Source organism: Flavobacterium sp. W1B, from assembly GCF_047344965.1.
Classification (GTDB): Bacteria; Bacteroidota; Bacteroidia; order Flavobacteriales; family Flavobacteriaceae; genus Flavobacterium.
Genome location: NZ_CP178845.1, coordinates 2,589,236 through 2,602,343, shown reverse-complemented (window position 1 = coordinate 2,602,343; position 13,108 = coordinate 2,589,236). Strand labels below are relative to the sequence as shown.

The 13,108-nt window shown below is 34.5% G+C and carries 12 protein-coding genes; 3 read left to right on the top strand and 9 right to left on the bottom strand.

Features of this window, described 5'->3' with window-relative positions; genetic code table 11:
* Positions 1-86 precede the first annotated feature (86 nt).
* The gene (locus tag ACMDB5_RS11240) at positions 87-1,373 is read left to right on the top strand and encodes an NAD(P)/FAD-dependent oxidoreductase (protein ID WP_413998350.1); all 1,287 of its coding nucleotides are present in this window, start codon (positions 87-89) and stop codon (positions 1,371-1,373) included.
* A gap of 81 nt (positions 1,374-1,454) precedes the next feature.
* On the opposite strand, the gene ACMDB5_RS11235 is transcribed toward ACMDB5_RS11240, so the two are convergent.
* Positions 1,455-2,666: a multidrug effflux MFS transporter gene (locus ACMDB5_RS11235; protein WP_413998349.1), complete on the bottom strand. Its 1,212-nt coding sequence runs from the start codon at positions 2,664-2,666 to the stop codon at positions 1,455-1,457.
* Between the two features lie 332 nt (positions 2,667-2,998).
* Between ACMDB5_RS11235 and ACMDB5_RS11230 the strand changes: the two genes are divergently transcribed.
* A complete protein-coding gene (locus tag ACMDB5_RS11230; RefSeq protein WP_413998348.1) occupies positions 2,999-4,915 on the top strand; it encodes a DUF294 nucleotidyltransferase-like domain-containing protein in 1,917 nt (638 codons plus the stop codon).
* A gap of 2 nt (positions 4,916-4,917) precedes the next feature.
* Positions 4,918-5,514: a PolC-type DNA polymerase III gene (locus tag ACMDB5_RS11225; RefSeq protein WP_413998347.1), complete on the top strand. Its 597-nt coding sequence runs from the start codon at positions 4,918-4,920 to the stop codon at positions 5,512-5,514.
* Between the two features lie 3 nt (positions 5,515-5,517).
* Here ACMDB5_RS11225 and ACMDB5_RS11220 read toward each other — a convergent pair whose 3' ends face one another.
* The 8 genes from ACMDB5_RS11220 to acs form a co-directional block, all read right to left on the bottom strand.
* Entirely contained in the window at positions 5,518-6,003 is a 486-nt protein-coding gene (locus tag ACMDB5_RS11220; protein WP_413998346.1) for a 4'-phosphopantetheinyl transferase superfamily protein, read from the bottom strand.
* Positions 5,993-6,253 carry an acyl carrier protein gene (locus tag ACMDB5_RS11215; RefSeq protein WP_413998345.1) on the bottom strand — a complete coding sequence of 87 codons (261 nt, stop codon included), beginning with the start codon at positions 6,251-6,253 and terminating at the stop codon, positions 5,993-5,995. The genes ACMDB5_RS11220 and ACMDB5_RS11215 overlap by 11 nt, the downstream gene beginning before the upstream one ends.
* Before the next feature lie 11 nt (positions 6,254-6,264).
* Positions 6,265-7,539 carry a beta-ketoacyl-[acyl-carrier-protein] synthase family protein gene (locus ACMDB5_RS11210; protein WP_413998344.1) on the bottom strand — a complete coding sequence of 425 codons (1,275 nt, stop codon included), beginning with the start codon at positions 7,537-7,539 and terminating at the stop codon, positions 6,265-6,267.
* 47 nt (positions 7,540-7,586) lie between these two features.
* Positions 7,587-8,015: a 3-hydroxyacyl-ACP dehydratase FabZ family protein gene (locus ACMDB5_RS11205; RefSeq protein ID WP_413998343.1), complete on the bottom strand. Its 429-nt coding sequence runs from the start codon at positions 8,013-8,015 to the stop codon at positions 7,587-7,589.
* Positions 8,016-8,028: 13 nt separating this feature from the next.
* Positions 8,029-9,081 (bottom strand): type III polyketide synthase, encoded by a 1,053-nt coding sequence (locus tag ACMDB5_RS11200; protein ID WP_413998342.1) that lies wholly within the window; start codon positions 9,079-9,081, stop codon positions 8,029-8,031.
* The gene (locus tag ACMDB5_RS11195; protein ID WP_413998341.1) at positions 9,078-9,791 is read right to left on the bottom strand and encodes a methyltransferase domain-containing protein; all 714 of its coding nucleotides are present in this window, start codon (positions 9,789-9,791) and stop codon (positions 9,078-9,080) included. The genes ACMDB5_RS11200 and ACMDB5_RS11195 overlap by 4 nt, the downstream gene beginning before the upstream one ends.
* A gap of 11 nt (positions 9,792-9,802) precedes the next feature.
* A complete protein-coding gene (locus ACMDB5_RS11190) occupies positions 9,803-10,927 on the bottom strand; it encodes an NAD(P)/FAD-dependent oxidoreductase (RefSeq protein ID WP_413998340.1) in 1,125 nt (374 codons plus the stop codon).
* A gap of 104 nt (positions 10,928-11,031) precedes the next feature.
* On the bottom strand, positions 11,032-12,939 hold the full coding sequence (gene acs / locus ACMDB5_RS11185) for an acetate--CoA ligase (protein WP_413998339.1): 1,908 nt from the start codon (positions 12,937-12,939) through the stop codon (positions 11,032-11,034).
* Between the last annotated feature and the right edge of the window lie 169 nt (positions 12,940-13,108).

Here is a 13,108-nt window from a genome sequence, read left to right as displayed (position 1 = left end):
TTTAATAGTTCTTTTTCCAGTGACTCTCATAATTTTTGTAAGTTTATAACAGTTATTTTTTTATTAAAATTATTAAAAAACATTATATGAATATTGTAATAATTGGAGGTGGATTTGCGGGGCTTAACCTTGCTAAGGAGCTGTTAAACCAAGAAGGAATTCAGGTAACTCTGGTAGATAAAAACAATTATAATTTCTTTCCACCACTTATTTATCAGGTTGCAACCGCTTTTTTAGAACCTTCAAGTATTAGTTATCCTTTCCGTAAATTTTTTGCGGGTAAAAAAAATCTTCAGTTTCGCCTTGGAGAATTGCAAAAGGTAATTCCTTCCGAGAACAAAATTGTGCTCAATAATGGGGAATTAGAATACGATCAATTGGTTTTTGCAACTGGAGCCGAAACCAGTTATTTTGGTATGGAAAACGTACAGAAAAATGCGATTCCGATGAAAACGCTCAATGATGCCATTGAGATGCGCAACACCTTATTGAAAAATTTTGAAAAAGCATCCATTTGTAAAAACACCCGTAAACGAAGAAAACTATTAACTATCGTAGTTGTTGGTGGAGGTCCCACAGGCGTTGAAGTCTCGGGTATGTTTGCCGAAATGAGAAAAAACATATTCCGAAAAGAATATCCAGAGCTAAGTACCACAGCCAGTAATATCTATTTGATTGATGGATCAGAAGCCTTACTGTCGCCAATGAGCAAAGCCTCGCAAGAAGATACGCTCGAAGCACTTACCAAACTTGGCGTTGTAGTAAAATTAAACAGTCGAGTAGTGGATTATGTTGATGACACGGTATTTATGTCAAATGGGGAAAGCATACAAACCAAAAATTTAATTTGGGCAGCAGGCGTTTCTGCCAAAACTTTTGAAGGAATTCCCGCCGAAAGTTATGGTCGCGGAAAGCGAATGGCTACCGATGCTTTCAATAAGGTAAACGGAACCGAAAATATCTACGCCATAGGCGATACCAGTATTCTACTTGCCGATGAAAATTTTCCGCAAGGACATCCCCAAGTTGCACAAGTAGCGATTCAGCAAGGGATCAATTTGGCTAAAAATTTCAAAGCAATGCATCAAGATAAATCCTTGGTTCCTTTTAAATATCACGACAAAGGCACTATGGCCATCATTGGAAAAAAGAAAGCGGTTGTCGATTTGCCTAAACCCAATTGGCATTTTAAAGGTTTATTGGCTTGGATGATTTGGTTATTTGTACATCTGGTTTCATTGATAACGTATCGCAACAGATTGCAAACCTTATACAATTGGACGATTGCCTATTTCTCAAAAGACCAATCCTTACGAATGATTATTGGATCAGACAAGAAGCAAAATAAAACAGATGAACAAGCCACTTGTTAATCTTTCCCATAATAAAAAACAAAGGGCGTAGTTCAAAATGAATTACGCCCTTTGTTTTTCTCTGATTTTATCTAAAATAATTTAATGTTTAATTTTGATATTGCGTTTTCCAATGTTCAAAACAATAAAAGCCAGAATTGTTGAAACAGTCATAATAAATACCATTGGCACCATAGAATCCTTTACAAAAACACCCACTGCAAACGAAGCCAAAGCGCCTAATCCGAGCTGAATAGCTCCCATTAATGCCGAAGCACTTCCCGCATTTCTTGCAAAAGGAGCAAGTGTAAGCGCTGCAGTATTAGGATTAGATACACCCAAACAAAACAAAAACAAAAATAGCATACCAATTGTTTGATACAGTCCCAATAAATTATTTGATGCACATATTAGAAAAATAATCGCTATAATAGACTGGCTAACCAAAGCGCCAAAAATCATTTGCTCGCTATTAAATTTCCTCAATAAGAGCGAATTAACCTGACTACCACATATTAAACCCAATGACATAAAAGCAAATATCCAACCGTAAGTCTTGGCATCTACTTCAAAAACATGCATGAATAAAATAGGGGAGGCCGCTACATAAGTAAACAAACCCGAAAAAGCGATCGCTCCGGTAAAAGCATAAGTATAGAATTGAGGTTCTTTGAGAACGCTCCAAAAATTAAGAATAATAGGTTTTGGTTTTAGCGAAATTGAAGTATCCGGATTGTGCGTGTGTGGTAAACCAAAATGTGCCGCTAAAAGAATAAGAATACCGATACACATCAAAATCAGAAAAACAATGTGCCAGCCAAAAGCGTCTGTTACATAACCGCCAACTGTGGGTGCCAACATTGGCGAAAGACCTACAACTAGCATCAAATAAGACATTATTTTTGGAATATCCTTTACAGGAAATAAATCCCTAACCATTGATATGGAGGCTACTGTGGCAGCACAACTTCCCACGGCTTGTATGAATCTGAGTCCAATAAAAGTGTCAATGTCTTTTACAAAAACGCAACCCAATGAGGCCAATATATAGACCAATAATCCGATGAATAAAGGTTTTTTTCTTCCAAAACGATCCAATAATGGTCCGTAAAGTAATTGTCCGGCAGAAATTCCTATGAAATAACTGGATAAGGTCATCGCAACTTTGGCAACTGTAGTATTTAGATCTTCGGCAATTCCTGAAAAACCAGGAAGATACATATCGATTGAAAAAGGTCCGAGTGCTGTTAACGAACCTAAAATTAGAATTAGTTTAAAATAGTTTAATTTAGTAATCTCTGTGTTTGTGTTCAAAATTGTTTTTTATTTTTTTGCAAAGGTAAATATTAAGTATTGCTTACAGGATAGATTAACAGATTTTAAATAAAATTAGCTTTATTTTAAAGGTTATAAAATGAACTATAATTTATATTATGTAAAATAGAATATTTTAAAATAACGAAACATCCTACTATTTCAATTAAATACGACAAATTCTTAAGTATACTCATCATTAAAATTAAATAAGCGCTCTTTATAAACTTGTAAAAAAAACATTTTTGATAAATTAACTATTAAACAATAAATTGGACTACTTTATAAATGTTTTATTCCTTAATTTTGTCCAACTATATCAATAAATGACTATGAATTCAATTGCGGAACACATTGCAGATTTTTTAAAGGAATACGCTCCATTCGATCATTTGACGTTTCAAGAACTGTCCGAAATTGCTTTAAATATTCGTGTATTGAATTTAGAAAAAAATAAATCATTATTCCAAATCAACGATCCTTTGCATGATTGTTTTTATATGGTAGCTTCTGGGCTTATAAATTTATATGCCATTGCTGATGCTGAAGAAAACATTTTGAATAAATGTCATGAAGGAGCTATTTTTGGTTTGCGTCCGTTTTTTGCAAAAAACAATTATATGATGACTGCAAAGGCACGTGAAGAAAGTATTGTTTATGCAATTCCAATTGCCGTTTTCAGACCATTTGTAGCAAATAACGAAGCAGTTTTAGATTTTTTATTGGAGAATTTTGCAACCAATACTCATCATACAAAAGGTAATGAAAACTTAGGAAAAAATCTTATTTCTGACACCGTTTTCTATTCGGATCAAAAAACAGAAATGCAGCTTTTTCAAGCTTTATCTTATAATAGTTCTCCAATAATTGTAACCGCAAATGCTATTGTTAAGGATGTTGCTCAATTAATGGCTGAAACATTGATAAATAGCGCAATTGTATGCGAAAACAATATGCCTATCGGAATAGTTACCCATACAGATATGTCTTCTAAAATTGCTACAGGTCGCTATCCAAATACCGTTTCTATTGACACTATTATGTCATCTCCAATCATCGCCGTTATTGAAAATGTTTCTTTGGCGGAAGCCCAATTGTTGATGCTAAAAAATAATGTAACCCACTTATGTGTTACCCTAGACGGGACAAACAAATCTGTAATCAAAGGCGTTATTTCCGAGCATGATTTGGTAATAGCCCAAGCCAACAATCCAGGGGTTTTGATAAAAGAAATCAAGCGTTCTAAAACTTCAAAAGAGTTGAAACAAATTCGCATACGATTAGCAGATTTAATCCAGAATTCTATCTTTAAAAACATTCCGCTTACCCATATTAATAATATAGCCAGCGAAATAAATTTTGCTATAATAAAACGGGCAGTAGAACTGTCAATTTTAGATTTGGGCTCACCTCCTGCTCGATTTGCCTGGTTAAGTATTGGTAGTCAAGGAAGAAAAGAACAATTGTTACTTACGGATCAGGACAGCATTTTAATTTTTGAAGATGTCCCTGCCGAAAAGTACAGAGAAGTTAAAGATTATTTCCTTAAATTAGGAAAAAAAACAACCCAAACACTTGAAAAAGTAGGCTATGAATTGTGTCAAAATGGACACATGGGAAGTAATATGCATTGGTGTAAGTCATTGACTGATTGGGTAAAACAATATGATGCTTGGATGAATACTCCAGGTGAAAATAGCAATGAACTAAGCAGTATTTTCTTTGATTATGAACTTGTTGTTGGCGAACAAAAAATTGAAGATGCCATTAGCAGTGTCGTTTTCAGAAATGCCAAAAACAATGCTTTGTTTTTTGACTTTTTAGGAAATGACGCCTTGAGAAAACATTCGCCTTTGAGCTTTTTCAAGAAATTTATTGTAGAGGAAGAAGGACCTTTCAAAGATATGTTTGATATAAAAACACGTGCTTTAATGCCTCTTGTTGATGGAGCCCGTTTATTTGCTTTGAGCAATGATCTGATAGGTATTAATAACACTTATGTTCGCTTTAAGCAATTAGCGATTTCGGATCCAAAGCATGCTGAAATCTATCTCAATTGTGCGGAAGCCTTTTTGACTTTAACAAAGTTTAGAACATTAGAAGGTCTAAAAAATGATAATTCCGGACAATATATAAATCTGGATGAATTGTCTAAAATTGACAAAGAAAAACTGAAAAATGCACTTGCACCAATGAAGGAATTGGAGGAATTAATAAAAAATAAATTTCAACTGACACAATTTTCTTAATTATGCTAGACTGGCTAAAACATATCAATAAAGAACATCCCGAATTTTGGAAAAGTTATCTGTCGAAGTTTGATTCAAAATCAAATCGTTATGTTATTTTATCTACTGAAACCACAGGTTTAAATCCTCATAAGGATGTCATTTTGTCAATTGGATCTTTTTCGGTTGTTAATGACCGAATTCTTATAGGTGATAGTTTTGAAACTGTTTTGCTGCAATACAAATACCTTCATGATAATCAGCTTTCCAATGAATTTATAGTGGATAGTAAGTTGAAAAAAATGAGCGAAACAGATGGTATAAAATCTTTTATCGAGTTCATCGGAAACGCTGTATTGGTTGGGCATCATGTTAATTTTGATGTTGAAATGATCAATGCCGCTTTAGAAAGATTAGATTGTGGCCGATTAAAAAATGAAGCTTTGGATATTGATATTATGCACCGAAAACTACATGATATCACGGATAAGCAATTGTCATTAGATGAATTATGTCAAATTTATAAAATTCCTATAAGCGACAGGAATTCTTCCTCTGAGGATGCTTATAAAACCGCTTTGTTATTCTTGAAGTTAAAATCTAGATTGGGGATTAAATAATTTTTATATAGTTATACAAGCACTAAAGCGACCATGGTGGCTAATAGAAATGGGCTTAAAAACTTTGTTTAAATTATCAACGAGAAACGGGATTCCATTTATTTTCTGAATATTAGCTTCAGGACTGATTGACATAATTTGTTTAAAATACTCCTTTTTGTAAACAGCTATAGTATGTATTTTGTCTTCTAAAATGGAGGTTTGGGTGTAATAAACCTTCTTATTGCAAATAACGAAGCCCGAAGCCTCACTCTTATAAATACATTCTAATTGTATCGGAATAAAAGCCCTAATTCCGGTTTCCCGATTGTAGATTTTATAAGCAGCTTCCTTACGACTCCAGAGATTCCAAACCATAATCTCGGGATTTTTAGCCTTTAAAATAAGTAATTGTTCATCGGATGTAAAGATCTTATCCAAGAAACGAGGTCTTTTCCAATTGCTTTCTTTTCTTGCTAAAGCCAAATCTACTATATCATTACCTATCATTTTCGGATAATTTAAGCGAAATAACATCCAAGCTTGCTTTCACATTAATCATTCGCTCCATTTCCTTATTATCGATTATAATGTCGAATTTTTCTTCGATATCTAAAATAACGTCTACCAGATTTGCAGAATTTATCCTTAAATCATTGATGAAATCAGTTTCTTCAGTCAAATTAGAAAAGGCATCCTGATTTTGAACGTATGGTTTTACAATAATTTTTAACTGTTCGATTATTTCCTTTTTATCCATATCTTGAAAATTTAGTCTTTAAATTTCTTAAAAATAACACAGCCGTTTACATCGCCAAAACCAAAACTTGCTTTAATAATAATATTCAATTCTTTTTCGATCAATTTCGTCGGAATTCTGGATGCATCAATGATGCTTGTAATTTCGGGATGTAAATCCTCACAATTAATATTTGGAAAAAGAAATTTATGATGCAATTGCAATACCGAGGCAACACTTTCGATACTTCCTGCGCCCGATAAACAATGACCAACCATCGATTTTAAAGAGTTTATATATGGAAAATCAATTCCACTTTTAGCTAAAGCTTTACTCCAGTTTTCAATCTCTAAACTATCTTTAGCAGTAGCTGTTAAATGCCCATTTATGGCGTCAATTGCATCCACATGAATTCCTGCATTTGTCACAGCATCTTTTATGCATTTTTGTACTGCAATTGGATTGGGAGCCGTCATCGTTCCTAAACCTCTTTGCCCACCAGAATTGATATTTCCGCCTAAAACTTCTGCATAAATACGTGCTCCTCTTGCTAAGGCCGTTTCTAAATCTTCCAAAACCAATGCGCCAGCCCCGCTTCCCGGGACAAAACCGGAAGCGGTTGCGCTCATAGGTCTTGAACCTTTTTCTGCTGTTTCATTGTGTTTGAAAGTACATACCCGCATGGCATCAAATCCTGCCCAAATATAAGGTCCAGAATCGCTGGTACTTCCTGCCAAAACCCGTTTTGTCTGCCCTGATTTTATTCTGTCAAAAGCCATTAAAATACTTTCTGTTCCTGTAGTACAAGCAGATGAATTAGAGGAAACCTGATTTCCTAATCCTAATTTCCCTCCCAAATAGGCGCTGACACCGCTATTCATCGTTTGAGCTACGGCTGTACTTCCTAATCTACGGGTTTGAAAATCGTCAATCTTATAAATGCTTTCGCGAAACTTATTGATTCCTGATGTCCCCGTTCCAAAAATAGTTCCGCTATCCCAATCGGGTTCTTCATTGATTTCCATCGGTAACTCCGCATCTTTCCAGGCATCTATTCCTGCAATTACTCCGTACAAAATTCCTGTTGAGTTGAAACCTCTTAGTTCTAATTCGGAGAAATAAGATAAAGCCAATTCGGTAGTGATTACCGGTGTTGCCGAAATCTGACAAGAAAATTGCAATCGTTCCAATTCAGAATCGTGTTTAATGCCTGAAACTCCGTTTTTAATGGCATGGGTAAACGCATCGAGTCCAACTCCATTTGGAGCTACAACACCAAGTCCTGTTATTACTACCCTCCTGCTCATTTATTGCCAGTTATTATTTTAAAAACTACTTTCGAACAAAATCAAATTCAAAAAATCATTCCTGCAATTATTCCTTTGCAAACATCAATTCCTTTTTCATTTTTCATGGTGACTTTACATTTTAATTTCCCAAATCTAAAATACAACTTTTCTGAAATAACACTAACTTTTTCTCCGGGAAAAACAATATTTAAAAATTCTATTTCAGTTGAAGTTAAGGCTATTGCAGTCTTTTTATTAAATGAATCATTCAATAAATAAATCCCCAAGCATACCAAACCGATTTGCGCCATTACTTCTGTGAGAATAACACCCGGAGTAACAGGGTTATTTTTAAAATGCCCTTTATAAAAATCTGAATTTTCATCAAATCTATAACTGCCCTCTACTCTATCTTCATTGATTTCGCTTATTTCGTCAACAAACAAAAAAGGTTTAGTATAAGGCAATTTTGATATAATTTCTTCACTTTTCATCTTTTCCTTTTGGCTAAAACTCTAACAATACTCTTTGAGCCGAAAATCCTGGTCCAAAACTCAACATCAATCCTTTTTCCCCCTTTGGTGGTAAGTTATCCATAAATCGTTCGAGAACATACAATACCGTCGCGCTCGACATGTTTCCGTACAAACGCAAAACTTCCTTGGTGTCATCAATATTTTTACCCAAATCCAAAAATAGATTTTCAACGGTTTGAATGATTTTCTTCCCTCCGGGATGAAAAATCAAATGATCTATATCTGTAATTTCCAAATTGTTCTTTTTCAAAAAGGGATGGATAATATCCGGAAAATGGGAAGCTATTGTATCAGGAACATCGACATCCAAAATCATTTGCAAGCCTGAATCAGTGAGTTTAAAACCCATCATGTGTTCATTATTATAAAAATGATACATTTCTTCGTCTAGAATTTCGGGTCCTTCATCGGTTTTATCAGAAGAAAGCAAAACGCAGGCCGCTCCATCTCCAAAAATAGCTGCGCTAACAATATTAGCCATCGAAAAATCATTGAGTTGAAAGGTTGCTGTTGGACTTTCAACCGCAATTACCGCAGCACGCTTTCCGGGATTAGCTTTCAGGAAATTTTTGGCATAAATAATCCCCGAAATTCCGGCTGCGCAACCCATTTCGGTCACAGGAAGTCGTACAATATCCTGACGCAATTTGAGTTTATTGATCAAATAAGCATCCAATGAGGGAATCATAATTCCGGTACAGCTCACCGTAATAATATAATCTAAGTCTTCCGGTTTCCATTTGGATTTTAACAAGGCTTTTTCCAGTACTTTTTCGCCCAAATCGATGACTTCACGAACATAAATGGCATTTCTTTCTTCAAATGAGGTTTTGGTAAACACATCAATCGGATTCATGATCGAATAGCGTTTATCTACTGCTGCGCCTTCAAAAATTTTCTTTACTTTTTTAATGAAGCGTTCGTCTTGTCCCAAAAGCCAAGCATCCAAAAACGGAATTATTTCGGCGGTGGTTCTTGAATATTTTGGAAGTTGTTTGCTTAGCGAATGTATTTTTACCTTCATATTTTTGAAATTATCCATTGGTATCTAAAAGCCCATTTCCATTGAATGCTGTATTTTTCGAAATTATTTTTTTTCGAAAAATAAAACAACTCCTGTTTTTTAAACCCTCTCAGTATTGATGTCAAACCATCTTCTCTCGAAATAGCATTCAATTTAAAAATAAAACAGAGCATTTGAAACAATCGATAAGCAATGCTGCTTCTGTGCAAATCGTTAATCACTATTCCAAGATTTGCTTTGTTATAAAAAACAGCCATTAATTTTAAAATTTCCTTATCCTTGAAATGGTGTAAAGTCAAGGTGCATAAAACAATATCGCATTTTAACTCCTCGAAAACTTTATCAAAAATATTCACACAACGATACGAAATATTGGAATATTGCCGTGATAAATCAGCAGCATGATTGATTGTGAAATTATTAGCATCAATTCCAATTAAATTAAATTTAAAATTGTTTCGGCTGCCATAATCCGCCAATATCCGCAACATATCTCCATTGCCGCAGCCCACATCAACAATCGTGATTTCTGAAACATCTGACATGTTCGAAATCAGCTTTTTGACTCCAGATAAAGTTAGTCTATTTCCTCCTAAAAGTTGGTTGATTCGGGCAATTTTATCCAAGGCTTCGCGCAAAACCTCACCTTCCATATTAAAATCATCAATGATCTCCTGCTTATCTATTCGATATTTAGTATCTAGAACCATTTATTTAAGTTTTAAAGAATAGGTTTGCCGTGCGTTTTTTTTATTATCATAGACAATAAAAAGGGAAATGGAATCAACAAATACATCATTATTTCGGCTAATTTTGGCCTTTGTAAAACTTTAGCCAATAATCGACCTGTTTTTAATCTTTTGCCAAAATTAGTTTCCCAACTTTGAATGTATTGTTGTTCTAATTCGGTTCTGGATTTAATTTTAGTATTGAAATAATCTCCAATCAACTCCGAAGCAATTTTTGCACTGTGAATCGCCATAGCCATACCATTTCCGCACAAAGGATGAATCAAACCTGCGGTATCCCCTATCATCAGCATGTGGTTTTCAACAGCCTTCTTCTTTTCGAAAGAAATCTGGCTTATCGTTAAAGGCTTTTCAAAAAGCATTTTACAATCCTGAAAAATAATTTTTAATTGTGGATTTCTAGAAACTACATTATTCTTATATTCCTCTATATTCTTGTATTTTTTAAAAGTGCTGTAATCTGCCAAATAACAAATATTAACATTGTTATTCTCTACTTTTGAAACCCCACAATAGCCTCCTTTAAAAGTATGCAAACCTACCAAATCATCGGGGAAATCTCCCTGATAATGCGCTTTTACAGCTAACCACGGTGATTTTTTATGAATAAAATTCCTGTCTAATTTTTGATCTATATTAGACCGTTTTCCAAAAGCACCCAGCACTATTTCGGATTTCAAAACGCTATTATTTGCTGTGATTACAGTAAATTGATTTTCGTTAAAAACAATATTTTCAACATTGTCTTGCATTATTTGACAACCATTTGCTAAAGCCTTTTTATATAGAAATTCGTCCAAAGCATATCGACTGACACCGAAACCTCCCAGCGGCAAATCACAAAAAACGGATTTACCATTTGCTATTGAAAATTGTAATTTACTAATGAAAACAGGTCGTAATTCGGCAATATTTATATCCAACCATTTAAAATAAGCCAAAACTTCATTTGAAATGTATTCTCCACAAACTTTGTGCTTGGGAAACTCATTTTTCTCTATCAAAATTACTTTTAATCCTATTTTTGACAAATGAATAGCTGTTGTGAGACCAGCTAAACCTCCGCCAACGATAATTACAGGAGCTTTTGTTTTCATAGCTCTGCTAATTTAAGCAATTTCTTGCAACAGAAATGTTTTTTAAAATAAAAAAACTGCTCCGTTTTGCGGAGCAGTTTTGAGTTGGTTAATTATTTTTGGTTTTAAATTCTTTCGTCTTTAATTTCGTCAACGATCTCTGGATTTAATAAAGTAGAGGTGTCTCCAAAATTAGAAAAATCGCCTTCTGCAATTTTACGCAAAATTCTACGCATGATTTTTCCTGAACGTGTTTTTGGTAAGCCGGAAACAAACTGAATTTTATCCAGTTTTGCAATCGGTCCTATATGATCTGAGATCAGTTGATTAATTTCCTTACTTAAATTTTCTCGGTCGCGATATTCTCCTGTTTCTTTCAAAATTACAAAACCATATAAAGCATTCCCCTTAATATCATGAGGAAATCCAACAATGGCACTTTCGGCAACAGCCGGATGCTCGTTGATAGCATCTTCGATAGGTGCTGTTCCTAGATTATGTCCCGAAACAATAACAACATCATCTACACGTCCCGTGATTCTATAATAACCTACTTCATCTCTCAATGCACCGTCTCCAGTGAAATATTTACCTGGAAAAGCAGAGAAATAGGTATCCTTATAACGTTGATGATCACCCCAGATCGTTCTTGCAATTCCTGGCCATGGAAATTTGATGCAAAGGCTTCCAGTAACTTGGTTGCCTTCTATTTCATTTCGTTTATCATCCATAAGAACGGGCTGAATTCCCGGTAATGGCAAAGAAGCGTAAGTCGGTTTTGTAGGAGTTACAAAGGCGATTGGAGAAATCATTATTCCACCAGTTTCTGTCTGCCACCAAGTATCAACCACAGGGCATCTTTTCCCTCCCACGTGGTCATTATACCAATGCCATGCCTCTTCATTAATAGGTTCTCCAACAGATCCTATCACTTTTAAAGATTTCAAAGGATATTTTTGCACATATTCCAAACTCTCTTTGGCCAAGGCACGAATAGCTGTTGGTGCGGTATAAAATTGAGTTACTTTATGCTTCTCGATAGTTTCCCAAAAACGGCTAAAATCCGGATACGAAGGAACACCCTCAAAAATAACGGTTGTAGCTCCGTTCAATAGTGGTCCATAAAGAATATAAGAATGTCCTGTTATCCAACCAATGTCAGCAGTACACCAAAAGATATCATTATCTTCATAATTAAATACATTTTTGAATGTATAAGCCGTATAAACCATATAACCAGCGGTAGTATGTACCATTCCTTTTGGTTTTCCGGTAGAACCAGAAGTATACAATATAAATAAAGGATCTTCGGCATCCATAATTTCGGCAACATTATTATCTGAAGCCTCGTCTAAAAGCGGTTGCAACCATTGATCGCGGCCCTCTTTCATATTGATTTGGGTATTGATTCTTTTTACAACCAAAACATTAGTTACAGATGGGCATTTTTCTAATGCTTCGTCTACTATTACTTTTAATTCAATTGTTTTATTCCCACGATAACCACCGTCTGAGGTGATTACCATTTTACATTCACTATCTATAATTCTGCTTGCGACAGCCGAAGAAGAAAAGCCTGCAAAAACAACCGAATGTATTGCTCCAATTCTTGCACAAGCTAAAATTGAAACAGCAAGCTCAGGAATCATAGGCAAATAAATACAAACTCTGTCTCCTTTTTTTATTCCCTGCTCGCGCAAAACATTTGCCATCTTGCAAACGCGTTGATGTAGTTCATTATAACTAATGTGTAATGCTTCTTCATCTGGATTGTTCGGTTCAAAAATAATCGCCGTTTTATCCCCTCTTTTATTAAGATGTCTGTCTATACAGTTTTTTGTAATATTTACTTTCGCTTCGGTAAACCACTTTATTTCGGCTTCTGCCATATTAAAATCTACAACTTTATCCCATAATTGGTACCAAGTGAAATTTTCTTCGGCAATTTTACCCCAAAATTTTCTAGGCTCACGAACAGATTTATTATAGTGTTTAAAGTATTGTTCTAAATTTTCAATTTTATAATAACTCATGCTTTTTAATTTTTTATAAATGTATTAAATCCCTTTCTATTCTTAAAACAATTTAATTCATTAATTGTACTAAAAAAAAATGTATTTTGTATAAAAATAACTGATTTAATTCATATTGCTTAATATTAGGTTGTTTTAACCGAATCCTTTATATCAAAAAAGGCGCAGT